The organism is Nocardioides sp. NBC_00850, from assembly GCF_045207335.1.
Taxonomy (GTDB): Bacteria; Actinomycetota; Actinomycetes; order Propionibacteriales; family Nocardioidaceae; genus Nocardioides.
This window is the reverse complement of record NZ_CP108845.1, coordinates 801,434-828,235: the sequence shown is the minus strand read 5'-3', so window position 1 is coordinate 828,235 and position 26,802 is coordinate 801,434. Positions and strand designations below refer to the sequence as shown.

Below are 26,802 nucleotides of genomic sequence, written 5' to 3'. Positions count from 1 at the left end.
CGTGCGAACGGTCACCCCGTGAGAGGAGCAGCAGATGGAACCCCAGAACGAGTCGAACCCGACCGACGTCGCCACCGAGGACCTCATCGAGGAGGTCTCGATCGACGGAATGTGCGGCGTCTACTGATGCCCGATCGCATGCTCGAGGAGCCGTGGACACTCTCGCCCTCGGTGGCGCTGCGTCCTGAGCCCTTCGGGGCCCTCGCCTACCACTTCGGCAACCGGAAGCTGACCTTCCTCAAGCGGCCGGAACTGGTCGAGGTGGTCCGGCTCCTCGAGCAGCACCCCCGTCTCGGCAGCGCGCTCGACGCGGCCGGCATCCCGCCGGAGCAGCACGACGCGTACGCAGCGGCGCTCCGCGCCCTCGCCGAGACCGACATGATCCGCCCCCGCCATGAGGAGGCAGTGTGACCCTCGCACCAGAACGCCCCACCACTCCCAAGGGCCGTCCCGCAGGCGGCAGCCTCGTCGAGCAGTTCGAGTTCGGCCTCGACGCCCCGATCTGCCTGACCTGGGAGCTGACGTACGCCTGCAACCTCGAGTGCGCCCATTGCCTGTCGAGCTCGGGCCGGCGCGACCCGCGCGAGCTCAGCACGGAGCAGTGCAAGGCGGTCATCGACGAGCTGCAGCGCATGCAGATCTTCTACGTCAACATCGGCGGCGGAGAGCCGACGATCCGCCCCGACTTCTGGGAGCTGGTGGAGTACGCCGTCGACCATCAGGTCGGCGTGAAGTTCTCCACCAACGGCTTCCGGATCACCTCCGAGCGCGCCGCCTTCCTGGCCTCGACCGACTACGTCGACGTACAGATCTCTCTGGACGGCGCGACCGCGGAGGTCAACGACCGCGTACGCGGCGCCGGCTCCTACGACACCGCGCTGTTGGCGCTGCGGAACCTCCGCGACGCCGGCTTCTCCGACGCCAAGATCTCCGTCGTCTGCACCCGGGAGAACATCGGTCAGCTCGACGACTTCAAGGCCATCGCCGACGAGTACGCCGCCACCCTGCGCCTCACCCGGCTGCGCCCGTCGGGTCGCGGCGCCGACGTCTGGGACGAGCTGCATCCGCTGCCCGAGCAGCAGCGCGAGCTCTACGACTGGCTGATGGCGCACGGAGAGGATGTCCTCACCGGCGACTCCTTCTTCCACCTGGCCGCCTACGGTGAGTCGCTGCCCGGGCTCAACCTGTGCGGCGCCGGGCGCGTGGTGTGCCTGATCGACCCGATCGGCGACGTCTACGCCTGCCCGTTCGCGATCCACGACCAGTTCCTGGCCGGCAACCTGCTCGGTGAGGGCGGCTTCCAGGAGGTGTGGCAGTCCTCGCCGCTGTTCACCGAGCTGCGCTCGCCGCAGACCGGTGGAGCCTGCACGAAGTGCCAGCACTTCGACGCGTGCCGCGGTGGCTGCATGGCGGCCAAGTTCTTCACCGGGCTGCCGCTGGACGGGCCGGACCCGGAATGCGTCCAGGGCTACGGCGAGGCGGCGCTCGCCGGTGACCGGCTGGTGCCGACGGCGAGCCAGGACCACTCGCGCAGCCAGGCCAGCCGCAACGCACCGGTTCTGCTGAACCTCGGTGCCACCAGGCGGCGCCCCGTCTCGGCCTGCAACGAAGACCCGCTCGCCGGAGGTGACCTGTCGTGAAGCTCGAGAACCCCTGGAAGAAGAACCCGTGGTTCGAGTCGGTCGCGGTGGCCCAGGAACGAGCCCGGCGTCGGCTGCCCAAGCCGGTCTACGGTGCGCTGGTCGCCGGCTCCGAGCGTGGCCAGAGCATGACCGACAACCAGGCCGCCTTCGCCGAGCTCGGCTGGGCGCCCCACGTCGTCGGCCAGCACACCAAGCGCGACCTGGGCACCACCGTCTTCGGTCACTCCGTCCCGCTGCCGGTCCTGATCAGCCCAACCGGGGTCCAGGCCGTACACCCCGACGGCGAGGTCGCGGTCGCCCGGGCCGCCGCGGCCCGCGGCACCATCATCGGGCTGTCCAACTTCGCCTCGAGGTCGGTGGAGGACGTGACCGCGACCGGCGCGACCACGTTCTTCCAGATGTACTGGACCGGCGACCGCGACACGATCGTCCAGCGCATGCAGCGGGCACACGCCGCCGGCGCCCAGGGCCTGATCGCCACGCTCGACTGGTCCTTCTCGATGGGCCGCGACTGGGGCAGTCCCGAGATCCCGGAGAAGGTCGACCTGCGGACGATGATGCGGCTGGCGCCGCAGGTGGCGGCAAGGCCGCGGTGGGCGTGGCAGTTCGGGCGGACCGGCTCCTTCCCGGATCTCACCGCCCCGAACCTCGCCCCGCCCGGTGGCAGCGCGCCGACGTTCTTCGGTGCCTACTACGAGTGGATGACCACCCCGCCGCCGAGCTGGGAGGACGTCGCCTGGATGCGCGAGCAGTGGCACCAGATCAGTGGCACCCCGTTCGTGCTGAAGGGCGTGTGCCGGGTCGACGACGCGCTCCGCGCCGTCGACGCCGGGGTCGCGGGCATCTCCGTGTCCAACCACGGCGGGAACAACCTCGACGGCACCCCGGCCGCGATCAGGATGGTCAAGCCGATCGCCGACCGCGTCGGCGACCAGGTCGACGTGGTGATGGACGGAGGCGTACGCCGCGGCTCCGACGTCGTCAAGGCGCTCGCGCTCGGTGCGAAGGCGGTGCTGATCGGCCGGGCCTATCTGTGGGGTCTGGCCGCCAACGGCCAGGCCGGGGTCGAGAACGTCCTCGACGTGCTCAGCGGTGGCATCGACTCCGCGCTGCGGGGGCTGGCGCTCGGGTCGGTCACCGAGCTGCGGCCGGAGCACCTGATCGTCCCGGACGGCTTCCATGTACACACTCGGTGACGCCACCTGGCCGCAGGTGCGCAGAGGCACCGTCCTGCTGGTGCCCGTCGGCTCGCTGGAGCAGCACGGACCGCATCTGCCCTTCGACACCGACACCACCATCGCGGCCGCGGTCACGCAGGGGGTGGCCGAACGGCTCGCGGAGCAGGGTGTCCAGAGCTGGACGGCGCCGCCGATCGCGATCGGCTCCAGCGGCGAGCACCAGTCCTTCGCCGGCACCGTGTCGATCGGGAGCGATGCGCTCCATCTGGTCGTCGTCGAGCTGGTCCGTTCGGCCCGCACCTGGGCCGAACGGGTCGTGCTCGTCAACGGCCACGGCGGCAACGCCGCCGCGCTGACCAGCGCGGTCAACCAGCTCACCTTCGAGCGGCAGACCGCGTGCTGGCTGCCGTGCCGCACCGAGGAGTTCGACCTGCACGCGGGCCGCACCGAGACGTCCCTGATGCTGCACCTGCGGCCCGAGGCCGTACGCATGGACCTGGCCGAGCCCGGCGACACCCGGCCGCTCGCGGCGATCCTCCCGGCGATGCGGGCGGGCGGGGTCGCAGCGGTCTCGGCCAACGGCGTGCTCGGCGACCCGACCGGTGCCACGGCGGAGGAGGGAGCCGAGGCGCTCTCCACGATGATCGAGCAGACCACGATGGACGTCATGGCTCCCGGCGGCGTGGCAGTGGGGTGAGATTCCCGATCGGCTTCCGGGTCCGAGTCCGGGAGGACGTACGCCGCATCGACCGGCGCCTGCTGGTCGGTGGCTCGCCGCTGCGTGCCGTCCGGCTCACCGACGCCGCGCTCGCCCGTCTCGACGACGGCGAGATCACGGTGGTCGACGCGGCCACCGAGGCGCTCGCGGCCAGGCTCGTCGACGGCAACCTGGCCGATCCGGTGCTCGGCGGCCCCGGGGTGGACCCGGCCGAGCTCACCGTCGTGATCCCGGTGCGCGACCGGCCCGACCAGCTCGACCGTGCTCTCGAGCCGCTGGCCGGGCTCAGCTGCATCGTCGTCGACGACGACTCCCACGATCCCGACGCCGTCGCGGACGTCGCCCGCCGCCACGGCGCCCATCTCGTGCGGCTGCCGCAGAACCTCGGCCCCGCCGGCGCCCGCAACGCCGGCCTGCGGGCCGTCAGCACCCCGTATGTCGCCTTCGTCGACTCCGACGTCACCGTCGAGGCGAGCACGCTCCTGGCGCTCTCCCGCCACTTCGCCGACAGCCGAGTCGCGCTGGTGGCGCCGCTGGTCCGCAGCCGTGCCCGCAGCCGGGCGCCGCGGTGGTTCGAGCGCTTCGACGAGGACGACTCCTCGCTCGCGCTCGGCACCCGAGCCTGCGTCGTACGTCCCGGCGCCGCGGTGGGCTGGCTCCCCAGCGCCTGCCTGGTCGGACGTACGTCCCGGCTCGGCGCGGGCTTCGAGGAGTCGATGCGGGTGGGCGAGGACGTCGACCTGGTGTGGCGGCTGGTCGAGGCCGGCGAGGTCGTCCGCTACGACCCGGACCAGGTGGCCTGGCACGACACCCGCACCACGGTCCGCGGCTGGCTGGGCCGCAAGTATCTCTACGGGACCGGCGGCGCCGACCTCGCCGTCCGGCACGGCCGCAAGGGCGCTCCGGCGGTGATGACCGCGAGCATGGCGGCCACCGCGGCAGCGCTGATGGTGCACCGCCGGTGGTCCTTGCCGGTCGCCGCGGCGGGGGTCGCCTACGGCGTCCTCTCGCTGCGAAGACGGCTGCCGGAGACTCCCGGACGGGACCGGCTCGCGGTCCAGCTCTGCGCCCAGGGCCTCGGCTGGACGGTCCGGCAGGAGGCCGCGCTGCTGCTGCGGCACTGGTGGCCGCTGACCGTGCTCCTCGCCCCGCACAGCGCGCTCCTTCGGCGTGCTCTCGCCGCGTCGCTGCTCGTCGACGTGGTCGTCGCCCGGGTCGACAACCCCGGCACGAGATACCGGCCGCTGGCCCGGCGCCTCGACGACGTGGCGTACGGCGCGGGGCTGTGGGCCGGCGCGATCAGAGCCCGTTCGATGACCTGTCTGCTGCCGCGCCGACCCGGCCAGGGAGGCACCTCTCCCAACGGGTAGGTCGGCCCCTCCCGGGCCGGGCTGTTTCCCGTTCCTCGCCTGTTCGCGGCTCTGTCGGCGTACCTAATGTGCTGAGCGTCACACACCAACGGAGGTTTGCCATGCAGGTCGACGAACTACTCAAGCCCTTCCCCATCAAGGAGTTCCACCCGTTCCCTCGAGCCCTCATGGGCCCCGGCGCTCACGAGATGATCGGGCCCGAGGCTCTGAAGATGGGCTTCCGCAAGACCCTCGTGATGACGTCCGGCCTCCGCGGCACGGACATCGTCACCAAGATCGTCGAGTCGATGAAGTACCACGGCCTCGAGGTCGTCGTGTACGACAAGGTCGAGTCCAATCCCAAGGACTACAACGTCATGGACTCGGTGAAGCTCTACCAGGAGAACGAGTGCGACTCGTTCGTCTCCATCGGCGGCGGCTCGTCGCACGACGCCTGCAAGGGCGCGCGCATCTCGGTCGCCCACGACGGCCGTAACGTCAACGAGTTCGAGGGCTTCAACATGTCCGAGAACCCGAAGAACCCGCCCCACATCGCCGTCTCGACGACGGCCGGCACCGGTTCCGAGACGTCCTGGGCGTACGTCATCACCGACACCACCACGGACCCGGACAACCCGCACAAGTACGTCGCCTTCGACGACGCCTCGGTGGCCAGCCTGGCGATCGACGACCCGGTGCTCTACTTCGACTGCCCGGTCGACTACACCGCGCAGTGCGGCTTCGACGTCCTGGCGCACGCCAGCGAGCCGTACGTCTCCCGGATCAACTTCCAGCCCTCGCTCGGCAACGCGCTGCACGCGATCAAGCTGACCTCGGAGAACCTGCGGCAGGCGGTCTGGAACGGCCAGGACCTCGGCGGCCGCGAGGGGATGATGTACGCCCAGTACATCGCCGCTCAGGCGTTCAACTCCGGCGGCCTCGGCATCATCCACTCGATCAGCCACGCCATCAGTGCGTTCTACGACACCCACCACGGCCTCAACAACGCGATCGCGCTGCCGCGGGTGTGGGCGTTCAACATGCCCACGCACTACAAGCGGTTCGCCGACATCGCCCGCGCGATGGGCGTCGACACCCACGGCATGACCGACGTGCAGGCCGCCGACGCGGCGCTCGCCGCGGCCATCCGGCTGCTGCGCGACGTCGGCATCACCGAGCGGTTCGTCGACGTCAAGCAGGACACGTACTCGAAGAACCGGCTCGGCCAGGGGCCGACCGCGTACTACGAGAACGCCAAGGAGATCGTCGGCGACGACACGGACGTCGACCGGATCACCAACCACGTCCTGGGTGACGCCTGCACGCCGGGCAACGCCAAGGAGTGCACGTTCGAGACCGTACGTCCGGTGGTCGACCACTGCCTCAACGGCGACCTGGACGACCTGCTCGGCTGATCGTCCCTGCCGATCGATCCGTGGCGGGTCCGGCCCGCTGAGAACACCAGCCGGACCCGCCACCTCGCCCCATCCACCACCTCGAGGAGTGCACGTGTCGACCACCACCGAACCGATCCAGGGCTTCACCGACGTCGAGGACACCCGCGCCCAGCTGGCGACGTGCGGCTACCTCGCCGACGACCGGCTAGCCACCACGGTCTTCCTGCAGACGCGGCTGGAGAAGCCGGTCCTGCTCGAGGGCCCGGCGGGCGTCGGCAAGACCCAGCTGGCCGAGAGCCTGGCCGCCGCGACCGGACGGCGCCTGATCCGGCTGCAGTGCTACGAGGGCCAGGACGAGACCAAGGCGCTCTACGAGTGGGACTACGGCAAGCAGCTCCTCTACACCCAGATCCTGCGCGAGAAGATCGGCCAGGTCGTCGAGGACGCCGCCGACCTGAACGAGGCCGTCGAGAGGATCACCAAGCAGGACTCGGTCTTCTTCTCGCAGCGGTTCCTGGCCGCGCGGCCGCTGCTCGAGGCGATCGACTCCGACACCCCGGTGGTCCTCCTCATCGACGAGGTCGACCGGGCCGACGAGGCCCTGGAGGCGGTGCTGCTCGAGCTGCTCGCTGAGTTCCAGATCTCCATCCCCGAGATCGGCACGGTGACCGCCAGGACGATGCCGTACGTCGTCCTGACCTCGAACAACACCCGCGACCTCTCCGCCGCGCTCAAGCGCCGATGCCTGCACCTCTTCCTCGACTACCCCGACGCGACCCGTGAGCTGGAGATCATCCGGTCCAAGGAGACCGGGCTCGCCGACTCCCTCGCCGCGCGGCTGGTCGACATCGTTCGAGGCATCCGCGAGCTGGAGCTGCGCAAAGCCCCCAGCATCTCCGAGACGGTCGACTGGGCCCGGACGCTGGCGGTGCTCGGCGTCGAGGAGCTCACCGCCGACGTGCTCTCGACGACCCTCAACGTGGTGGTGAAGTACGAGCGCGACCTCAAGCGGGTGATGGAGGCGCTGCCGCGCCTGGTCGACCCGAACGCCGAGGTCCCCGACCATCTGCACGGCCACGGCCACGGCCATGGCCACGGCCACTCCCACGCTCCGGCTCCCGAGGATCACGACGATGTCGACGGCCGTGCCGAGCGGAAGGCGAAGGACCAGCCCGGCCGGCACAACGCCGGCTACTACGGCGGGGCCGGCGGCACCGGGCCGCGTACGGCGCCCACCGTGTCAACCAGTCAGGGCAGCCGGGCGTTCCCGTCGGCCCGCAAGCGTCCGGTCTGAGCCGGGATCGGGGCCCGACATGGAGACCGCACTCCACCGCTTCATCCGGCTGCTCCGGCTCTACGGCGTACGCGTGAGCACCGCCGAGGTGATCGACGCGATGCACGCGGTCGCCCAGCCCGGGGTGCTCGAGCAGCGCCACGTGCTCCACGCCGCGCTGACGGCGAGCCTGGTCAAGGACCGCCGCGACCTGGCCACGTTCGACCTGGTCTTCGACCGGTTCTTCGGACTGCGACACGTCGTCGACGAGCCCGACGACCACGGTCACACCCACGACGACCTCTCCGACGACGGTGAGCTCACCGACTTCACGCTCTCCGAGGAGCCGGGCGAGGTGCCCGAGGACGGGCACAGCCACGGCAAGCCGGACGACATCAAGGAGTACTTCAAACCCGAGGACATGGCGCAGCGCTACAACCTCCACCAGGAGGCGAACAAGATCGACATCGCCGCGCTCACCGACGAGATCGTCCTCTCCAACGACCCCAAGTCCAGCCCCGGGGAGGCCGCGCGGGTCCAGCTCTCGACCAGCCGGATGCACAACCCCGGCAACCCGGGCGAGCTGATCCGGGACAGCGGGATGCAGCTCGACACCGAGCTGTCCGTGCAGGAGGAGATCGCCCTCCTGAGCTGGCTCGAGGAGCGCGAACTCGACAGCGGCATCGACGACGACGATGACCTCGCGGGGCTGCGCAAGGCGCTCTCGCCGTGGCTGGCCTCGCTCCCCGAGCGGATCCGGGACCACCTCGAGCGGCTGATGAGCATGGAGCGCGAGATCGAGTCGCGCGAGATCCAGGCGGCTCAGGCCGAGACCGTCGCCGAGCACGATCGCGCTGCGTTGGAGGAGTCGCTGCGCCGGCTGCTCAGGAAGCTCCACGGCGCGCCGCGCCCGCGACGTACGGTCGCCGCCCGCGGCATCGTCGACGGCCGGCGGACGATGCGCACCAACATGAAGTACGACGGCGTCCCGTTCCGGCCGGTCACCGTCGCCAAGGCGCACGACCGGCCGCGGCTGCTCGTCCTCTGCGACGTCTCCCTGTCCGTACGCTCCACCGCCCGCTTCACGCTGCACCTGCTGCACAGCCTGCAGTCGGTCGCGACGTCCGTCCGGTCCTTCGCGTTCGTGAAGGACCTGGTGGAGATCACCGATCTCTTCGCCGAGCACCGGATCGAGGACGCGCTGTCCCTGGTGCTGGCGGGCCTGCCGGGCGGCGGGGTGCTCGACGTGGACGCGGACTCGAACTACGGCGCCTCTTTCGAGCAGTTCCTCGAGCAGTTCGGCTCGGCCGTGAACCGACGGACCACGCTGGTGATCCTCGGCGACGGTCGCGGGAACGGCAAGGATCCCGGCTTCGCCGCCTTCGAGGAGCTCACCCGGCGCGCCCGGTCGACGATCTGGCTCACCCCCGAGCCGCGCTACTCGTGGGCGCTCGGCGGCTGCGACCTCCCGGAGTACGCCGAGTGGTGCGACAAGGTCCAGGTCGTACGCAACCTGCGCGGGCTGGACAACGTAACCCAGACGATGTCGGTCGGCCGATGACCACGCCGCCCGGCGAGCTGGACGTGATCGACGCGCTGCGACCCGGCCCTGAGGCCGGGGTCTACCGCGACGAGCTCGTCAGCGTCCGGGCCTGGCACGGCCCGCGGCCGCGGCGTCATCTCGGCACGATCCGCACCCGCCACTTCGACGTGCACCGAGAGGGCCACCAAGTCCATCTGATCCACTGCCTGCGTACGGACCAGATCGACGACGACCTCTCCGGTCTGCTGGCCGAGGAGCTGTTCCAGCCCGGTTGGCTCCGCGGCCCCGACCTCTTCGAGCGGCTCTTCACCGGCGTCGTGGTCAGCAGCGCTCCGGACCCGGAGCAGGCCTGGGCGGCGTTCTACCGCAACACGCTGCGCCGCGTGGAGCAGGCGCTGCGCCGACCCGGTCCTGCCGCCCCGGCTCACGGAACCGTCGCCGAGTACGCCCCCGTCTACCGCTTCGTCGAGCAGCAGCTGGCACCCGGCTCGGTCCTCGAGGTCGGCTGCTGCTTCGGGTTCCTCTCGCTGCGGCTGGCCTCCGCGGGACGCGACGTGACCGCCTCCGACCTCTCCGCCGGCACCGTCACGCTGCTCAGCGCCGCGGCGGCCCGGCTAGAGGTGCCGCTGAACACGCGAGCCGCCGACGCGACCCGGCTGCCGTGGACGGACGGGGCCGCCGACAACGTGCTGCTGATCCACCTCCTCGAGCACATCGAGCCGAGCCTCGGCGACCGGGCGGTCGCGGAGGCGATCCGGGTTGCGCGACGCCGGGTGGTGATCGCCGTACCCCTCGAGGACGAGCCCGACGAGACCTGGGGACACGTCCGGACGGTCTCGCTCGACGACCTCGCCGCCTGGGGCGCGGCCTCGGGACACCCGCACCGGGTCGCCGAGCACCACGGTGGCTGGCTCGTCATCGACACCGACCGCTGATCGCGCCTCTCCGGTGGCGACCTGTCCGGCGGCGACGCGGACGAGCAGTCGTCCTCCCGGCGCCGCGTCGGGCCTGGTCAACGCCTGGTCCGACCTGTCCGTCGGCCGCACGCAACCGTGCTGGAGGGCTACCCGCGGGCAGGTGAGCTACCGCCCACTCGGCGGGTCCGTCGGTGTGTCGTACGTCACTACTTTGTGAGGACCGTGGCCCAGCCGGACGACGGTTGAACCCTTGGAGGAACCGATGACGAACACATCCATCGATGCAGTGGAGACCATGCCAGGCGCCGCGCCGACGACGTGGGGCGACCCGTTCCCGCTCGGACTGGCCAGCTTCGGGATCTCGGCGCTCGTCCTGGCCACCGTGATGTCGGGGATCGTGGACGCGGCCGCCCTGCCCGCGGTCCTGCCCCTCGCGCTGGCCCTGGGCTTCGCGACCGAGCTCGTGGCCGGCCTGGTCCACTTCCGGCGGGGCGAGACGTTCCCGGCGCTGGTCTTCACCGCGTACGCCGGGTTCTGGCTCTCCTACGCCCTGCTCGTGCAGTTCTACGGCCCGATGGTGACCGCAGGCGGGGCCGCGATCACGGGGATGTTCCTGCTGGCCTGGGCGCTGTTCACGTCCTACATGCTGTTGGCGGCGCTGCGCACCAACACCACCACGATCGTGATCTTCGTGCTCCTGGCCGGGGTCTTCTACCTCGCCGCCTTCGGGTCGTTCCTCGGCAGCGTCGCGCTCGGCCAGACCGCCGGCTACGTGCTGATCCTCGACGCCCTGGTGGCGCTCTACGCCTCCGCCGCGATCATCGTGAACACCACCTGGGACCGTACGGTCCTGCCGGTGCCGTGATGTCGCCGGCCGCCGGGTCAGAGGAGGCCGAGCTTGGACGCCTCGTACACCGCCTCGGCCCGGCGGCTGACGCCCAGCTTCCGCAGGATGTTGCCCACGTGGAACTTGGCGGTGGTGTCGGAGATGTAGAGCCGGTGGCCGATCGCGCGGTTCGACAACCCGTGCGCGAGCAGCTCCAGCACCTCGAGCTCGCGGGCGGTGAGCTCGGAGTCGTCGCTGGTCACCGGCATGTTCACGCCTCGGATCATCGCCGCCGCGGAGCGCGCGTCAAAGGCGCTCCCGCCGCTCGCGACGTCCCGGATCGCGCGGACCAGCCCGGTCGTGTCGACGTCCTTGACGACGTAGCCGCGGGCGCCGGCGCGGATCGCCTGCATCACCAGCTGCTCGTCGAGGAACGTCGTCAGCACGAGGATCAGCGCCTCCGGGTGCCGCTGGGTCAGCGCGGCGCACAGCTCGAGCCCTTCGGCGTCCGAGGACGAGGAGAGCTTCAGGTCGAGCAGCACGATGTCCGGGCGAGCGCTGTTGACCCGGGCCAGCGCCTCGGCCGCCGTCGCCGCCTCCGCGACGACCCGGAGGCCGGGCTCGCGCTCCAGGATCGACCGCAGACCCTGACGGACGATGGCGTGATCATCGACCAGCAGTACGTCGATGCCGGCCGTGGCCTGGGTCTCGGTCCGGTCCGGGGCGGCCTGGGGTGGGCTGAGCGTGTTCATCGGTTCCTCCTCGAAGCGGCTACTGCGGGTCCTCGATGAGCCCGCAGATCGTTCCTCGGCCGCGATCCACGACCGGCAGCGGCACCCGGAGCTCCACCCGGACCCCGCCGAGGTGCGAGCGCCGGAACGCGACGGTGCCACCGAGCTCGCTGATCCGGGTCTCGATGTTCGCCAGGCCACGGTGTCGGCCGTCGATCGAGGCGCCGCGCTCGAGCCGCAGCTTCCGGGCGAGCAGGCCCGGATCCCCACGGCCGTCGTCGGCGACCCCGACGTAGAGCTCGTGCTTGCGGTAGCGGAGCCGGAGCACCGCCTGGGTGGCCTCGGCATGGATCGCCACGTTGAAGAGCGCCTCTCCGACCGCGCGGGCGATGTCGTGCTTGGCCTCCGCGGGCATCGGGCACACCTCGCCCTCCACCCGTACCGACACGTCCAGGTGGGGACGGTGGTGCTCGGCGACCTCGTGCAGCAGCTCGGGAAGCGAGGAGACCGTGTCGCGGTGCGGCTGGTGCAGGGCGTAGATCGCCCGGCGGAGCTGCTCGACGGCGTCCTGGGTGAGCTGCTTGGCAGTTCCGAGGAGCTCGGCGATCCGCTCACCGGCCGGCCCCAGGTCCTCCGTCTCGCCCCGGGCGACCTCGACCGACATCCCGGCCGAGAGCACGAACTGGGTGACGCTGTCGTGGAGCTCCCGCGCGATGCGGTGGCGCTCGTGGTCGACCAGCTCCCGCTGGCGTGCCACCAGCAGCCGCTCCTCGGCCTGGCGCAGCTCACGGGTCCGCTGCTCGAGGTCCCGCTCGCGGGCGCCGACCTCGTCGTAGAGCCGCTGGGCGCGGCGGTGCTGGGCGAGTCCGGCCTGGTACTGCTCGGAGGTGTGCAGCGCCACGGCGGCCTCGTTGGCCAGGATCCGCAGCACCGACAGGTCTCCGGGCTCCGGGTCGTCGGCGAGCCCGTGGAGACCGACCAGGCTGCCGATCATGACGCTCTCCAGCGTCATCGGCACCCGCACCCAGCGAGCCGGCCCGGGTGCACCGGTCGCGTGCCCGGCCCGGATCGCGCCGAGCTCGCGACGTACGACTCCGGGGAGCTCCTCCTCGTCACCGACCACCCGGCCGTCGTGGCCGACGACGATGAACCTCGGCCTGGCTCCGGTCAGGTGGCCGTCGGCCAGTGCCAGGATCGTCCACTCCGCGGCCAGGTGCACCGCGGCCGCGCGGGCGACCTCCTCCAGGAGCGCTCGTGGACCCTCGACCGTGCGCACCAGCGCACGCGAGATCGAGTCCATGGCACGTACGGCCTGCTGCATCCGCTCGTCGGAGCGCAGGAAGGCGCGGTAGTAGGACCGCTTGCCGGAACGTACGCCGGTCAGCGCTGCCAGATCGGGTGCGCTCATTGGATCGCCTTCACAGGGCTTCTCGGAAGAGCGCGTGGATCTCGGCGCGGCTCGCCGGTCGCGGGTTCGTCGTCAGGCAGGCGTCGTCGAGGGTGGTCACCGACAGGGTGTCGAGATCGGTGTCGGTCACGCCGAGATCCCTCAGCCGCCGAGGTACGCCGACGTCGTCGGCCAGGCGTCTGACGTGGTCGGCCAGCATCTCGGCCGCGACGTCACCGGGGATCCCGTCGACCGGCAGGCCGGCGGCTCGGGCCAGGCCGACGAACCGCTCGGGGACCGAGCGCGCGTTGTAGCGGATCACGTGCGGGAGCAGGACACCGTTGACGACACCGTGCGGGGCGTCCAGCAGCCCGCCGACCTGGTGGCTCATCGCGTGGGTCGCGCCGAGGATCGCGTTGGTGAAGGCCAGGCCGGCCTGCAGGCTCGCCTGCGCCATCATCGCGCGGTGCTCCATCGCGGTCGGATCGGTGACGGTCGAGCGCAGGTGCCGGCAGACGAGAGCTACCGAGCTCATCGCGTGCCCGTCGGCCAGCGGGTTGTGGGCCAGCGAGACATACGACTCGATGCCGTGGGTCAGTGCGTCCAGGCCGGTCGCGGCGTTGAGCGCCTCCGGCATCGTCGTCAGCAGTCGGGGGTCCGTGATCGATACGTCGGGCACCAGGGCGCGTCCCATGATCGTGATCTTCACCCGGCGGTCGGTGTCGGTGACGATGCAGAACTGGGAGACGTCGGCGCCGGTCCCCGAGGTGCTCGGGATCATCAGCATCGGCGGGATCGGGCGGGCGATCTGGTCGATCCCGGCGTAGTCGAGGATGTCGCCGCCGTTGCCCGAGAGCACCGCGACGCCCTTCGCGGCATCCATGCAGGAGCCGCCGCCGATGGCCACGATGACGTCGGCCTCGGCCTCGACGTACCGCTCGTAGGCGCGGCGTACCTCGTGGTCCTTGGGGTTCGGCGTGACCTCGGTCCACAGCACCGGGACGAGGCCCTCGGCCCGGAGCAGCCGGAGCAGCTCGTCGACCCAGCCGGCTTCGACGATGCCGGGATCGCTGACCACGAACGGTCGCCGGGCCCCGAGCCGGGCAGCCGCGTAGCCCGCCTCCTCGAGCGAGTTGTGCCCGAAGACCACCTCGGGAGCCTGGAACTTCACCACCTGGTCGAGCGGAGCAGAGGCCGGCGGGACCTGCTCCTGCCGAGGAGCCACCTCCCAGCTGCGCGCCATCACCGCCGTCGTCGACGCCACTCCAGCCGTCATCTCAGAGACCGACCTCGCGGTCCAGCCGGGCGATCTGACCGTCGGCGAGGGCCAGCAACGGTGAGCCGGACGGCAGCAGGGTCCGGAGCCGGAGCCACATCTCGTAGTCGTCGGCGCCCCACGCCGACCGGGTCCACGTCGAGACCAGGTCGGGCTGGCCCGACTGCAGCACCGCCGCGCGCAGCTGCTGCGCCAGCGTCTCGCGGAGCCGGACCACGCCCGGCGCGACCGAGCGCGGCAGGATCGGGCCGCGATAGCAGCGGAGCGCGCCCGCGACGTCGCCCACCGCGAGCCGTGCCTCCACCCCCAGCCAGTCCCCGGTCACCTCGGTCGTGAGCCGGTAGGGGCGGGAGGCGAGGAACTCCTCGCCGAGCAGGTTGCGCAGCCGGTTCAGCTCGGCGCGGAGCGTCGAGGAGCCGCCGTCGTCCTCGTACAGGAGGACTGCGAGCTCGTCGCCCGAGAGGCCGCGCGGGGCGCTGGCGAGGAGCAGGAAGATCTCGCTGTGGCGTGGGGAGAGCCGCAGCTGCGCGCGCTGCCCACGGCCGTCGTCGATCGAGAGCAGCAGGTCCTGACGGCCCAGGGTCTCCACGGCGATGCGTGCCCAGCCGGGCCGGGTCTCGGGCTGCCTCGGCAGCAGCTGCTCGCGAGCGAGCTCGGACTCCGCGAGCCTCGCGGCGGCGCGCACCATCGCCATCGTCTGGGGTACGACGATGGAGTCTCCGCCGGTGATGTCGAGGACGCCGAGCAGGCGCGAGTCGCCCGGGTCGTGGATCGGGGTGGCGGCGCAGCTCCACTGCTGCACCGCGCGCCGGAAGTGCTCGGCGGCGACGACGCTGGTCGGCCGATCGAGCCGGAGCGCGAGCCCCGGTGCGTTCGTGCCGGCGAGGCGCTCGTCCCAGTTGCTCCCCTCGACGAAGCCGATCCGCTCCGCGCGCCGGAGCGTCGCCGGAGAACCGCACACCCAGAGCAGCTGACCGGCCTCGTCCGAGACGGCCATGATCGCGTCGCAGTCGCGCGCCGCCTGTCCGAGCACGTCGTCGAGTAGCGGGAACACGCGAGCCAGCGGGTGGGCGGCGCGGATGTCCCGGAGCTGGTCCTCGGGGAGGGTGATCGGCGCGCACGTGTCGTCCGCGGTCACCCCGGCGGCGGCGGATCGGTGCCATGAGTCCGCCACGGCTGCACGCATGGAGGGGCTCTGCTTCGTATCGTTCATCCGGACCTCCTCAAGTGATGAGAGTCACATTTGAAGGTTGCATTCACGTTGCATCCGTCGATCTTCGTCCACGTCCGGTGACCGCAACGTTGCTGCAACCTCAGCGTTCCTAGCGTCTGTGACCACGATCACGCCCCAATGCCTGAACTGCCTGAGGAGAAATCCCGATGACCGTATACACAGCTCCCGGCCAGCCCGACTCGCTGGTCACCGTCCAAGGCCGCTACGGCCACTACATCGGTGGCGCCTGGGTCGACCCGGTCAAGGGTGCCTACTTCGAGAACATCTCGCCGGTGAACGGCAAGCCGTTCACCGAGATCGCCCGGGGCACGGCCGAGGACATCGAGGCCGCCCTGGACGCCGCACATGCTGCCGCTCCGTCGTGGGGGAAGACCTCGACGACGGAGCGGTCCAACATCCTGCTCAAGATCGCCGACGTGATGGAGGAGAACCTCACCGCGATCGCCGTCGCCGAGACCTGGGAGAACGGCAAGCCGGTCCGCGAGACGCTCGCCGCGGACATCCCGCTCGCCATCGACCACTTCCGCTACTTCGGAGGAGTGCTGCGTGCCCAGGAGGGCACCATCGGTGAGATCGACGAGAACACCGTGGCGTACCACTTCCACGAGCCGCTGGGCGTCGTCGGCCAGATCATCCCGTGGAACTTCCCGATCCTGATGGCGGTCTGGAAGCTCGCCCCGGCGCTCGCCGCGGGCAACTGCGTGGTCCTGAAGCCCGCCGAGCAGACGCCCTGGTCGATCCTCAAGCTCGTCGAGCTGGTCGGCGACCTGCTGCCCGCCGGAGTTCTCAACGTCGTCAACGGTTTCGGCGTCGAGGCCGGCAAGCCGCTCGCCTCCTCGCCGCGGGTCGCCAAGGTCGCCTTCACCGGCGAGACCACCACCGGCCGCCTGATCATGCAGTACGCCAGCCAGAACATCATCCCGGTGACCCTGGAGCTCGGCGGCAAGAGCCCGAACATCTTCTTCGACTCCGTCGCCGCGGAGAAGGACGCTTTCTACGACAAGGCGCTCGAGGGCTTCACGATGTTCGCCCTCAACCAGGGCGAGGTCTGCACCTGCCCGTCGCGTGCGCTCGTCCAGCGCTCGATGTACTCCGACTTCGTCGGCGACGCCATCGCCCGGGTCGAGAAGATCAAGCAGGGCAACCCGCTCGACGACACCACGATGATCGGCGCCCAGGCCAGCAACGACCAGCTCGAGAAGATCCTGTCCTACATCGAGATCGGCAAGGACGAGGGCGCCAAGGTCCTCACCGGTGGCGAGCGGACCATCCTCGAGGGCGACCTCGCCGAGGGCTACTACGTGCAGCCGACCGTCTTCGAGGGCGACAACTCGATGCGGATCTTCCAGGAGGAGATCTTCGGACCGGTCGTGTCGCTGACCGGCTTCGACGACGAGGCCGACGCCCTCAAGGTCGCCAACGACACCCTGTACGGCCTCGGCGCCGGCGTCTGGTCGCGTGACGGGTCGCAGGCCTTCCGAGCCGGCAAGGAGATCAAGGCCGGCCGGGTCTGGACGAACTGCTACCACGCCTACCCGGCCCACGCGGCCTTCGGCGGCTACAAGCAGTCCGGCATCGGTCGCGAGACCCACAAGATGATGCTGGACCACTACCAGCAGACCAAGAACCTGCTCGTCAGCTACAGCCCCGACGCACTCGGGTTCTTCTGATGAGCGCGACCCACGCCTCCTCCCTTCCGGCGCGGGTCGCCGTGACCGACGGGGCGGCGGACCTGCTCCGCCGCCTCGTCGGTATCCACGGGCCGGTCATGTTCCACCAGTCCGGTGGATGCTGCGACGGCTCCGCCCCGATGTGCTACCCGAGCGGCGACTTCATGCTCGGCGACGCCGACATCCACCTGGGCGACCTGGACATCGACCTGGACCAGCAGGTGCCGGTCTGGATGTCGCGCTCGCAGTTCGAGTACTGGTCGCACACCCATCTCACCATCGACGTCGTCCCCGGACGCGGCGCCGGGTTCTCCCTGGAGGCGCCCGAGGGCGTGCGGTTCCTGATCCGGTCGCGACTGTTCACCGACGACGAGGCCGCCCTGCTCGGGTAGCGCCTCCCCCTCCCGCCCTCCCGAGAAAGCACGACGCAATGACCGACCTGACGATCCCCAGCAAACCGATCCGCTTCGATCCCCCGGCCGACCTGGCCGCTGCCGCCAACGTCACCGAAGAGGCGTACGCCCGGGCCGAGTCCGACCTCGAAGGCTTCTGGGCCGAGCAGGCCGAGCGGCTGACCTGGGCCGAGCCGTTCACCGAGGTGCTGGACTGGTCCGACGCACCCAACGCGCGGTGGTTCGCGGACGGGAAGCTCAACGCGGCGTACAACTGCGTCGACCGGCACGTCGAGGCCGGTCGCGGCGACAAGGTGGCCTTCCACTTCGTCGGCGAGCCCGGTGACACCCGAGACATCACCTACGCCGATCTCAAGGACGAGGTGTCCCGAGCCGCCAACGCGCTGACCGACCTCGGAGTGGTCAGTGGGGACCTGGTCGCGATCTACCTGCCGATGATCCCCGAGGCCATCGTGGCGATGCTGGCGTGTGCCCGCATCGGGGCCACCCACACCGTGGTCTTCGGCGGGTTCTCGGCCGAGGCCCTCGCCTCCAGGATCGAGGACTGCCGAGCCAAGCTGGTCATCACCTCCGACGGTGGCTACCGCCGCGGGGCTCCGTCGTCGCTGAAGCCGGCTGTCGACGCCGCCCTGGCGCGGCTGGGCGGCCAGAGTCCGGTCGAACACGTCCTCGTCGTACGCCGCACCGGGGAGTACGTTCCCTTCGACGACGCCACCGATCTGTGGTGGCACGACGTCGTCGACAGCGCTTCGCCCGAACACACGCCCGAGGCGTTCGATGCCGAGCACCCGTTGTACGTCATGTACTCCTCGGGCACGACCGGGAAGCCCAAGGGCATCCTGCACACCACCGGTGGCTACCTGACCGGCGCGGCCTACACGCACCATGCCGTGTTCGACCTCGAGCCGGACACGGACGTCTACTGGTGCACCGCCGACATCGGCTGGGTCACCGGACACAGCTACATCGTCTACGGCCCGCTCGCCAACGGCGTCACCCAGGTGCTCTACGAGGGCACTCCGGACAGCCCGCACCGGGGTCGTTGGTGGGAGATCATCGAGCGGTACGGCGTGACCCTCTTCTACACCGCCCCGACGGCGGTCCGGACGTTCATGAAGTGGGGACGCGAGATCCCGGACAGGTACGACCTCACCTCGCTGCGGCTCCTCGGATCGGTCGGCGAGCCGATCAACCCCGAGGCGTACCTCTGGTACCGCAGCGTCATCGGCGGCGACCGCTGCCCCGTCGTCGACACCTGGTGGCAGACCGAGACCGGTCAGATGATGATCAGTCCCCTCCCCGGAGTCACCGCCGGCAAGCCCGGCTCGGCGATGCGGCCGCTGCCCGGCATCGGCGCCGACGTGGTCGACGAGGAGGGTCGCTCGGTGCCGAACGGGTCGAGCGGCTACCTGGTTCTCACCAAGCCGTGGCCCGCCATGCTGCGTACGTTGTGGCAGGACGACGACCGCTTCGTCGAGACGTACTGGACTCGCTTCGCGGACCTCGGCTACTACTTCGCCGGCGACGGGGCCAAGAAGGACGAGGACGGCGACATCTGGATCCTGGGCCGCGTCGACGACGTGATGAACGTGTCCGGCCACCGCCTCTCCACGAGTGAGATCGAGTCCGCTCTGGTCTCCCACCCACGGGTCGCCGAAGCAGCCGTCGTCGGCGCCGCCGACGAGACCACCGGCCAGGCCGTCGTCGCCTACGTCATCCTGCGCTCCGGAGACGGCAACACCGGCGAGGCGCTGATCCAGGAGCTACGTAACCATGTGGCCAGAGAGATCGGTGCCATCGCCAAGCCGCGGCAGATCACGATCGTCCCGGAGCTGCCCAAGACGCGGTCCGGGAAGATCATGCGCCGACTCCTGCGCGATGTCGCCGAGGGCCGAGACATCGGCGACACCACCACGCTCAGCGACCCGAGCGTCATGGCCCTGATCGCGAACCGCGACGCCGAAGACGCCGAAGACGCGGAGGCATGAGATGGCTGTGCCCGCCACAAGCGTCGACCCCAGGACGATCGGGCGCAGCTGGATCGTCGTGGCCAGGCACCGCCAGCCTGCGGGGACGGCGGCTCCTGCGCCGTGGGGCGAGGCGCATCTCAAGCGGATCGGCACCCAGGTGACTTTCTGCGGTGCGTCGGCCCAGGGGTGGCACGCCTTCTGGCACCTGCGGTCCGAGGACATCCGCCGGTGGTGCCCTGCATGTAGCCTCCGACTGCGCCGCTTCCGCTGATCCCAGGACTGCCCCGCTTAGGCTCCTGAGCATGGACCATCGGGTGTTGTTGATCGTCGGGGTGGCGCTGGCGATCATGATCGCGGCGTCGGTGTTCGCGCGGCGTACGGGAGTGGCGGCGCCGCTGCTGCTCGTGGGGCTCGGGATCGGGGCGAGCTATCTGCCGGGGGCGCCGGAGATCGAGCTCGATCCGGAATGGATCCTGGCCGGCGTACTGCCGCCGTTGCTCTACTCCTCCGCGGTCAACCTGCCGGTGATCGACTTCTGGCGGAACCTCCGGCTGATCAGCTGGCTCTCGGTCGTGATGGTGATCGTCTCGGCGCTGACGATCGGGGCGGTCGTCCACTGGCTGTTCCCGGAGATCTCCTTCCCGCTCGCGGTCGCGCTCGGGGCGGTCGTCAGCCCCACCGACGCGGTGGCGGCGACGGCGATCGGGCGCCGGGTCGGGCTGCCGCCGCGGGTGATGACCGTGCTGGAGGGCGAGAGCCTGGTCAACGACGCCTCCGCCCTCGTCGTCCTCCGGACGGCCGTGGCGGGGATCGCGGCGGCCAGCTCGTTCTCGCTGGGACGTACGGCTCTGGAGTTCGGCTGGGCGGTGCTGGGCGCGCTCGTGATCGGCGCCGTCGTCGGCTGGCTCACCGTGCTGCTCCGCCAGCGCCTGGACGATCCGGTGCTCAACACGACGATCTCGTTCGCGGTGCCGTTCATCGCCTACTTCCCGGCCGAGGAGCTGAACGCGTCGGGCGTGCTCGCCGTCGTCGTCGCCGGGCTGGTGACGGGTGGGCTCGGCAGCCGCCGGTTCAGCGCCCGCGACCGGCAGACCCAGGCGACCACCTGGACGACGTTCAACTTCATCCTGGAGAGCGGCGTCTTCCTGGCGATGGGCTACCAGTTGCCCGCGCTCGTCGACGCCGCCCGAGGCGAGACCACGATGGGCGAGATGGCCGGGCTGGTCCTGATCGTGGTCGGCCTGCTCGTCGCGCTCCGGTTCCTCGGGCTCGCCGGGCCCGCGCTCAGGGACCGGGAGGAGAACAAGGAAGAGGTACGCACCCGCCTCGACCAGTTCGAGGAGAAGCTCGACTCGCTGACCCCCGCCGACGACCGGGAGGACGCCCGGATCACCTCGGCCCGGCGGCGGCTGGCGCGGGGCCGGGCGGACATCGACTTCGAGGAGCGCGAGCCGATCACCAGGCGTGGCTTCCTGATCATCGGCTGGGCCGGGATGCGTGGCGTCGTCACGGTCGCCGCCGCCCACACCATCCCGGTCGGCACCTCCCACCGCGCGACCGTGGTGCTCGCCGCCTTCCTGGTCGCGCTCATCACGCTCGTGCTCTTCGGCCTCACGCTCCCGGCGGTGATCCGCCGGATGCGGTTTCCCGGTGAGTCCTCGAAGGATCGGCACGACGCGTTCCGGGCGCTGCTGCGGCAGGTCGGTGAGGATGCGATCGACACCCTCGGACCGCTGGAGTCGCAGACCATCGACGGCGAGCCGATCGACCCGAAGCTGGTGACCAAGCTCAAGGACAGCATCCTCCCGCGGGTGCTCGCGGGTGTGCGCGAGACGCCGAGACTCAGGCCCGCGGTGATGGAGCAGACGATGATCCTGCAGATGCGCTACCTCGATGCGATGCGCGACGCGCTCGCCGCCGAGCGCAGCATCGGCGCCTACAGCTCGCACACCTACCGGAGGGTCGAGTCGATCCTCGACGACATGGAGAAGCGGCTCGACGCGAGCTGAGCCCGCGGATGGGCGCAGGACGGTTACCTTGGCGCCTGCTGGCCCGTCATCACCATGACGGAGCTCGCGCGAGGAAGGTAACGACATGACCGGATCAGGTCCACACGAAGCAACGGCAGAGGCCTTCGAGCAGCAGCGCGAGCGTCTGGTGGCGGTCGCCTACCGGATGCTCGGATCCAGGGCGGACGCCGAGGACGCGGTGCAGGAGGCGTGGATCCGGCTGGCGCGGCAGGACGAGGCCTCGATCGACAACCTGGCCGGCTGGCTGACCACCGTGGTGGGGCGGGTCTGCATCGACGTGCTCCGCTCGCGTAAGACCCGGCCTGAGCTGTCGTACGAGGACCGGCTGCCCGAGCTCGTCGTGGCCGTCGACGGCGGGGCGGCGCCCGAGGACGACGCGATGCTCGCCGAGTCGGTCGGGCTGGCGCTGCTCGTGGTGCTCGACTCCCTCACGCCCACCGAGCGGCTCGCGTTCGTCCTGCACGACATGTTCGCGGTGCCGTTCGCCGAGATCGGCGAGATCATCGGCCGGTCCACCGACGCGACGAAGATGCTCGCCAGCCGAGCCCGCCGGAAGGTGCAGGGCACCCCGCAGCCGCAGGAGGAGCCGCGGCGCCAGCGCGCCGTGGTCGACGCATTTCTCGCCGCGGCACGGAACGGGGACTTCGAAGGGCTCGTCACCCTGCTCGATCCGAACGTGACCTGGCGGACGTACCACCCGAAGGGTGTGCTGACCACGGTCGGCGCGGCCGAGGTGGCCGAACCGGTCCTGCGCGGCGCCCGCTCGATGACCTCGGCGCTCCCGGTCCGCGTCAACGGCGAGCCCGGGTTCGTGGCCTGGGGCGCCAACGGCAAGGTGCTCGGCCTCGTGGCGTGCACCGTGGTCGGGGGCCGGATCGTCGAGCTGGTGACGGTGAGCGACCGCAAGCGCCTCGACGCCATGGATCTGCCCCCGCGACCCGAATAGGGCGCCCGTCGACGCCCCGGTTTGTTACCTCTTGGAGAACGCCTTCGTCGTACTGGTGCAAGCATCCGAAGACGAAGGAGACCCAAGATGGAAAGCCGGATCAACCCCATGGGCAACGAGATCGGGGCCGCGTGGGCGAAGCACATCATCTCGTCGAACAAGATCATCGCCGGCTCGACACTGCCGAAGGCCGTGCAGGAGCTGGTGAAGATCCGCGCCAGCCAGATCAACGGCTGTGGCGGCTGCCTCGACATGCACACCAAGGACGCCGCGGCCGCCGGTGAGAGCGCGATGCGGATCAACCTGGTCGGGGCATGGCGGGAGACGACCGTCTACACCGAAGCGGAGCGGGCGGCGCTGGAGCTCACCGATCAGGGCACTCGCCTCGCCGACTCCAGCGGTGTCACCGATGAGGCGTGGGCGAACGCGGCGAAGCACTTCGACGAGGACCAGCTGATGGCCTTGGTCGGCCTGATCTGCCTGATCAACGCCTTCAACCGCCTCAACGTGATCACCCGGACTCCCGGCGGCGAGTACCAGCCCGGGCAGTACGCCTGACACGACTTGCCTCGGGCTCGCGGCGGACCCGGCCCTGGGTCCGCCGCGGCCACCGACCTCATCGATTCTGCCCAGGAGAAGACTCATGAACATCGCACTGTGGATCGTCGCCGGCCTGATGGCCGCCATCTATCTGCTCTCCGGCTTCGGGAAGCTGTTGGTCCCCAGGGAGAGGATGGCGGCGATGGGCGACGCCTCGCGCTGGGTCCTCGACTTCCGGCCCAGCACCCTCAAGGTCATCGGAGCACTCGAGATCCTCGGCGCCGTCGGCCTGATCCTGCCCGCCCTGCTCGACACCGCGCCGATCCTGGTCCCGCTGGTGGACGCGACCTACCTCGCCTTGACCGCTTTCGTGGCGATCGGCCGCTTCGCTTGGGCACCCTTCACCGGCTGATCGGGCCGGCTCTCGGCGGGTCACACCGTCTCGAAGCCGGCCATCATCGCCATGTCCTCGTGCTCCAGGTTGTGGCAGTGGATGAGGAACCTGCCGGCGTACCTCTCGAACTTCACCCTGACCCGGACGGCCTCATAGGGGCGTACGTCGACGGTGTCCTTCCAGCCGAGGTCCATCGGGCCCGGGCCGCGGTTGCCGCGCCGTAGGACCTGGAAGGGCGAGAGGTGCACGTGGACCGGGTGGTGCGCGTCGGTGAAGAACTCCCAGATCTCGGTGGACTCCAGCGCCACCTTGGCCTGCGGGACCGCCGGGTCGAAGGGCTTGCCGTTGACCCCCCAGCCCCTACGGCCGTGCACGTCCGCCTTGCGGAAGTGCCAGCTGCGGACGATGGCTCCCTCGGGCTTCTCGGGCGCGGGTACGTCGGCCAGCCTCCCTGGGATCCGGACGTCGTCGGCCGCGCGCCGGGCGATGCGGAACCGCATCACCTGAGCGGTGCGGCCGGTGCCGAGACGGTTGCGCATCTCGACCGTCGTCCCCGGCGCGAGCGAGCGGAAGTCGACGACGACGTCGAACCGCTCGCCGGAGGCCATCGTGATCTCGCCGTGCTCGACCGGCGCCGCGAGCAGCCCGCCGTCGGAGCCGATCTGGGTGAGCTTCACCGGCTGCCCGTCGGAGGTCCGCAGGCTCAGCGCGTAGCGGCGCGCGTTGGAGGCGTTGAGCAGCCGCAGCCGATACTGCGCCGCCTCGACCTCCGCCTCGGGCCAGGGGGCACCGTTGACGAGGATGACGTCGCCGAGCACACCGGCCATGTAGCGATCCTCGACCCCGGGCTCGCCGAGGAGCTCCGGGTCGAGCGCCGGGTAGCGCAGCGTGCCGTCCTCGTCAAAGGCCCGGTCGGCGATCATCAGCGGCAGCTCCCGCTCGCCTCGTGGCAGCGAGAGCGCGTCCTCCTCGTCGTCGCGGATGATGTGGAACCCGGCCAGCCCGCGCCACACCTGCGGGGCGGTGAAGTCCATCCGATGGTCGTGGTACCAGAGCGTCGTCGCCGGCTGCTCGAGTGGATAGCGGTAGTCGCGCTTTCCCGTTCTGACCAGCGCCTTCTGGTCGGTCATGGCCTCGTGACCGGCGTGGTGGGCATGGTGCGACTCGAAGCCCGGCGGCACCAGCAGATCCGTCGGCCAGCCGTCGCTCTCCGCCGGGGTGTGCCCGCCGTGGAGGTGCGTCGCGGTGGGCAGCGTGAGGGAGTTGGTGTGGCGTACGGTCACCGCCTCGCCGCGGCGGGTCTCCAGCGTGGGCCCGGGAAAGACCCCGTCGTACGTCATCATCTCGGTCCGCAGCCCGGGCAGGATCTCCACCGAGGCGGTGCGCTGGGAGATCTCGATCATCCCGCCCGAAGGCCGCTTGACCGGCGGCAACGGCAACGGACTCTCGTACGCCTTCGGCAGCCGTGCCGCGCTGCGCAGGATCCGTCCGGTCTGCTCGGGGGCCTCGCCGCACGCGACCAGCGATCCGGCGACCGGGGCGGCCAGTCCGGCGCCGAGAAGAGTGCGTCGCCCGATCCTCATCGCCGGACCTCCCGCGGGCTGCCGGCGCCACGGCGCACGGAGGCGATGGCCACGGCCACCGCGATGCCGACCGTGAGGACGCCGACCGGGACGTGCAGCTGCAGGACCCGGGTGTAGCCGAGGATCGCCTGGACATGGATGAGGAAGAAGAGCGCGACCGACCAGATGAGGAACCACCAGCGCCCACGCATCGCCACGACGGCGCCCGCGGCGATCGGCAGCAGCAGCCCGAGGCCCTGCAGCGCGACCGCGCCCGCGGAGTGGAGGCCCAACGCCTCGAAGGTGCCGGCGAAGTAGGAGCCGATGAAGATCGGTTGCCCGATCGCGAAGAGCGCGGTCACAACCGCGACGGCTCGGAAGCAGAAGAGGCTGACGCGTGGTCGGCGCTCGCGTATCTGTGGGGTCACACCACGACGATATGTAGCCGCGGTACCTATGGCATCGGGCGTTCCCCTGACCGCCGGCGGATCCTCGTCGGGGTCAGCCCTGGTGGGTGAAGACCTCGTCGCGGGCCGTGTCGAGACCGATCTGGAGGGCGCCGCGGAGCACGGGGTCGCCGGAGATCTCGGTGGGGACGACGGTGGGGACGTTGGGGCCGAGGGCGGCGATCGCCTTCTGCACGCGGGCGGCCAGGACCGGCCCGCCGGCGCACCCGACCTCGCCCGCGAGCACGCACAGCTCGGGGTCGAGCACCACGCAGATGCCCGCCAGGCCGAGGGCGAGCCTCCTGGCCAGCTCCTCGAGGAACGGCTCGGCGTCGGGGTCACCACCGGCGGCCGCGCGTACGCAGTCCACACCGCTGCCCTTCAGCCCGAACGCCCGGGCGAGGATGTCCATGGCCTCTACGCTGACCAGCGACTGGAAGGCCGCGTGCTGCGGGCTGTCGGTGCCGTGGGGCGTGGAGGCGCCCGGAACCGCCAGATAGCCGATCTCGCCGGCGCCACCGCCGGCCCCGCGGTGGAGGCGACCGTCGACGATCACCGCGAGCCCCAGCCCGCGGTCGATCCAGGCGAGCACCGAGTCCTTGACGCCGTGGGAGGCTCCGGCGGACTGCTCCGCGAGCCCAGCAAGGTTGACGTCGTTCTCGATCAGTATCGGCCGCTGGAAGCTGCGGCGGAGGTCCTGGAGGACGCCCGCGCGCCAGTCCGGCAGGTCGTTGGCGAAGCGGAAGTCGCCGGTGCGCGGGTCGATCATGCCGGGCGTACCGATCGAGAGGCAGCGGAGCTGCGACATCGTGATGCCGGCGCTCCGGGTGGCGTCGGCGACGGTGGCCCGCACCGCCTCGACCGGGTCGGAGGTCTCATGGGGGTCGAGCGCACCCGTGGCCAGCTCGGTGCCGGTGATGTCGGCGACCGACGCGGTGATCTGGTCGGGTCCGATGTGGAGGGCCGCGACGTAGCCCGCCGACGGGACCACGCCGTAAAGCGCGGCGTTGGGGCCGCGACCGCCCTGCTGGGTCCCGACGACCTCGACCAGGCCGCGCTCGCCGAGCCGGGTCAGCAGCTGTCCCGCGGTCACCTTCGAGAGGCCGACGAGCTCGCCGAGCCGGGTCTTCGTCACCGGCCCGTTCGAGAGCATCAGGTCGAGCGCCGCGCGGTCGTTGGTGTCGCGGATCAGGTGTGTCTTGGGCGGTCTGGACATCGGCGGCGCTCCTTTCGGGGGTCGGGGTGGCGTACGGAACGCCAACCTAACAATTGCAGGGCTCGCGACGGTGTTTGTCCACGCTGGGTCTAGACGGTAACTGTAAAGGAACCTTACAGTGGGGCTTCGATCGCCATCCATCT

Annotated in this window: 25 protein-coding genes; 18 read left to right on the top strand and 7 right to left on the bottom strand. The window is 70.6% G+C overall.

Translation table 11 applies throughout. The features are described 5' to 3' along the window. Window positions 1-34: 34 nt before the first annotated feature. From mftA to OH802_RS03900, 11 genes are all read left to right on the top strand, one after another. Complete coding sequence (gene mftA, locus OH802_RS03950; protein WP_141802062.1) at window positions 35-127, top strand: mycofactocin precursor MftA; 93 nt, start codon at window positions 35-37, stop codon at window positions 125-127. Beyond that, a complete protein-coding gene (gene mftB, locus OH802_RS03945) occupies window positions 127-411 on the top strand; it encodes a mycofactocin biosynthesis chaperone MftB (protein ID WP_141802063.1) in 285 nt (94 codons plus the stop codon). The genes mftA and mftB overlap by 1 nt, the downstream gene beginning before the upstream one ends. Continuing rightward, window positions 408-1,640: a mycofactocin radical SAM maturase gene (gene mftC / locus OH802_RS03940; protein WP_406025313.1), complete on the top strand. Its 1,233-nt coding sequence runs from the start codon at window positions 408-410 to the stop codon at window positions 1,638-1,640. The genes mftB and mftC overlap by 4 nt, the downstream gene beginning before the upstream one ends. Beyond that, complete coding sequence (gene mftD, locus OH802_RS03935) at window positions 1,637-2,839, top strand: pre-mycofactocin synthase MftD (protein WP_406025311.1); 1,203 nt, start codon at window positions 1,637-1,639, stop codon at window positions 2,837-2,839. Before mftC ends, mftD begins: the two co-directional genes overlap by 4 nt. Next, complete coding sequence (gene mftE, locus OH802_RS03930) at window positions 2,823-3,518, top strand: mycofactocin biosynthesis peptidyl-dipeptidase MftE (RefSeq protein ID WP_406025308.1); 696 nt, start codon at window positions 2,823-2,825, stop codon at window positions 3,516-3,518. Before mftD ends, mftE begins: the two co-directional genes overlap by 17 nt. Next, window positions 3,515-4,909, top strand: a complete 1,395-nt coding sequence (gene mftF, locus OH802_RS03925; protein ID WP_406025306.1) for a mycofactocin biosynthesis glycosyltransferase MftF — start codon at window positions 3,515-3,517, stop codon at window positions 4,907-4,909. The genes mftE and mftF overlap by 4 nt, the downstream gene beginning before the upstream one ends. Window positions 4,910-5,010: 101 nt before the next feature. Continuing rightward, complete coding sequence (gene mdo / locus OH802_RS03920; RefSeq protein ID WP_160026054.1) at window positions 5,011-6,303, top strand: NDMA-dependent methanol dehydrogenase; 1,293 nt, start codon at window positions 5,011-5,013, stop codon at window positions 6,301-6,303. Window positions 6,304-6,397: 94 nt separating this feature from the next. Next, on the top strand, window positions 6,398-7,579 hold the full coding sequence (locus OH802_RS03915) for an AAA family ATPase (protein WP_406025304.1): 1,182 nt from the start codon (window positions 6,398-6,400) through the stop codon (window positions 7,577-7,579). Window positions 7,580-7,598: 19 nt separating this feature from the next. Further along, window positions 7,599-9,119 (top strand): VWA domain-containing protein, encoded by a 1,521-nt coding sequence (locus OH802_RS03910; RefSeq protein ID WP_406025302.1) that lies wholly within the window; start codon window positions 7,599-7,601, stop codon window positions 9,117-9,119. Continuing rightward, the gene (gene mftM / locus OH802_RS03905) at window positions 9,116-10,036 is read left to right on the top strand and encodes a mycofactocin oligosaccharide methyltransferase MftM (protein ID WP_406025300.1); all 921 of its coding nucleotides are present in this window, start codon (window positions 9,116-9,118) and stop codon (window positions 10,034-10,036) included. The genes OH802_RS03910 and mftM overlap by 4 nt, the downstream gene beginning before the upstream one ends. Window positions 10,037-10,280: 244 nt before the next feature. Then, a complete protein-coding gene (locus OH802_RS03900) occupies window positions 10,281-10,883 on the top strand; it encodes an acetate uptake transporter (RefSeq protein ID WP_406025298.1) in 603 nt (200 codons plus the stop codon). A 17-nt stretch (window positions 10,884-10,900) separates the two neighbouring features. Here the strand turns inward: OH802_RS03900 and OH802_RS03895 are convergent, their stop codons facing one another. Genes OH802_RS03895 through OH802_RS03880 form a run of 4 tightly spaced genes read right to left on the bottom strand, consistent with a single transcriptional unit; the run spans window position 10,901 to window position 15,451 of the window. After that, on the bottom strand, window positions 10,901-11,596 hold the full coding sequence (locus OH802_RS03895) for a MadR family response regulator transcription factor (protein ID WP_406025296.1): 696 nt from the start codon (window positions 11,594-11,596) through the stop codon (window positions 10,901-10,903). 19 nt (window positions 11,597-11,615) lie between these two features. Further along, the gene (locus tag OH802_RS03890) at window positions 11,616-12,983 is read right to left on the bottom strand and encodes a MadS family sensor histidine kinase (protein WP_406025294.1); all 1,368 of its coding nucleotides are present in this window, start codon (window positions 12,981-12,983) and stop codon (window positions 11,616-11,618) included. 10 nt (window positions 12,984-12,993) lie between these two features. After that, window positions 12,994-14,238 (bottom strand): iron-containing alcohol dehydrogenase, encoded by a 1,245-nt coding sequence (locus OH802_RS03885; RefSeq protein WP_406025292.1) that lies wholly within the window; start codon window positions 14,236-14,238, stop codon window positions 12,994-12,996. A 1-nt stretch (window position 14,239) separates the two neighbouring features. Continuing rightward, window positions 14,240-15,451 carry a GAF domain-containing protein gene (locus OH802_RS03880; protein WP_406025290.1) on the bottom strand — a complete coding sequence of 404 codons (1,212 nt, stop codon included), beginning with the start codon at window positions 15,449-15,451 and terminating at the stop codon, window positions 14,240-14,242. A 167-nt stretch (window positions 15,452-15,618) separates the two neighbouring features. On the opposite strand from OH802_RS03880, the gene OH802_RS03875 reads away from it, so the two are divergent. The 7 genes from OH802_RS03875 (at window position 15,619) to OH802_RS03845 (ending at window position 23,453) form a co-directional block, all read left to right on the top strand. Beyond that, a complete protein-coding gene (locus OH802_RS03875) occupies window positions 15,619-17,142 on the top strand; it encodes an aldehyde dehydrogenase family protein (protein ID WP_406025288.1) in 1,524 nt (507 codons plus the stop codon). Next, entirely contained in the window at window positions 17,142-17,534 is a 393-nt protein-coding gene (locus OH802_RS03870; RefSeq protein ID WP_406025286.1) for a DUF779 domain-containing protein, read from the top strand. Before OH802_RS03875 ends, OH802_RS03870 begins: the two co-directional genes overlap by 1 nt. 38 nt (window positions 17,535-17,572) lie before the next feature. Next, a complete protein-coding gene (acs, locus tag OH802_RS03865) occupies window positions 17,573-19,543 on the top strand; it encodes an acetate--CoA ligase (protein ID WP_406025284.1) in 1,971 nt (656 codons plus the stop codon). 284 nt (window positions 19,544-19,827) lie between these two features. Further along, entirely contained in the window at window positions 19,828-21,534 is a 1,707-nt protein-coding gene (locus OH802_RS03860) for a cation:proton antiporter (RefSeq protein WP_406025282.1), read from the top strand. 85 nt (window positions 21,535-21,619) lie between these two features. Then, window positions 21,620-22,501 carry a sigma-70 family RNA polymerase sigma factor gene (locus tag OH802_RS03855; protein ID WP_406025280.1) on the top strand — a complete coding sequence of 294 codons (882 nt, stop codon included), beginning with the start codon at window positions 21,620-21,622 and terminating at the stop codon, window positions 22,499-22,501. A gap of 87 nt (window positions 22,502-22,588) precedes the next feature. Continuing rightward, entirely contained in the window at window positions 22,589-23,059 is a 471-nt protein-coding gene (locus tag OH802_RS03850; RefSeq protein ID WP_141802088.1) for a carboxymuconolactone decarboxylase family protein, read from the top strand. An 85-nt stretch (window positions 23,060-23,144) separates the two neighbouring features. Continuing rightward, window positions 23,145-23,453: a DoxX family protein gene (locus tag OH802_RS03845; protein ID WP_406025277.1), complete on the top strand. Its 309-nt coding sequence runs from the start codon at window positions 23,145-23,147 to the stop codon at window positions 23,451-23,453. Window positions 23,454-23,473: 20 nt separating this feature from the next. On the opposite strand, the gene OH802_RS03840 is transcribed toward OH802_RS03845, so the two are convergent. The 3 genes from OH802_RS03840 to OH802_RS03830 form a co-directional block, all read right to left on the bottom strand. Then, complete coding sequence (locus OH802_RS03840; protein ID WP_406025275.1) at window positions 23,474-25,018, bottom strand: multicopper oxidase family protein; 1,545 nt, start codon at window positions 25,016-25,018, stop codon at window positions 23,474-23,476. Further along, window positions 25,015-25,425 (bottom strand): hypothetical protein, encoded by a 411-nt coding sequence (locus OH802_RS03835; RefSeq protein ID WP_406025273.1) that lies wholly within the window; start codon window positions 25,423-25,425, stop codon window positions 25,015-25,017. Before OH802_RS03835 ends, OH802_RS03840 begins: the two co-directional genes overlap by 4 nt. 73 nt (window positions 25,426-25,498) lie before the next feature. Then, complete coding sequence (locus OH802_RS03830; RefSeq protein ID WP_406025271.1) at window positions 25,499-26,659, bottom strand: ROK family protein; 1,161 nt, start codon at window positions 26,657-26,659, stop codon at window positions 25,499-25,501. Between the last annotated feature and the right edge of the window lie 143 nt (window positions 26,660-26,802).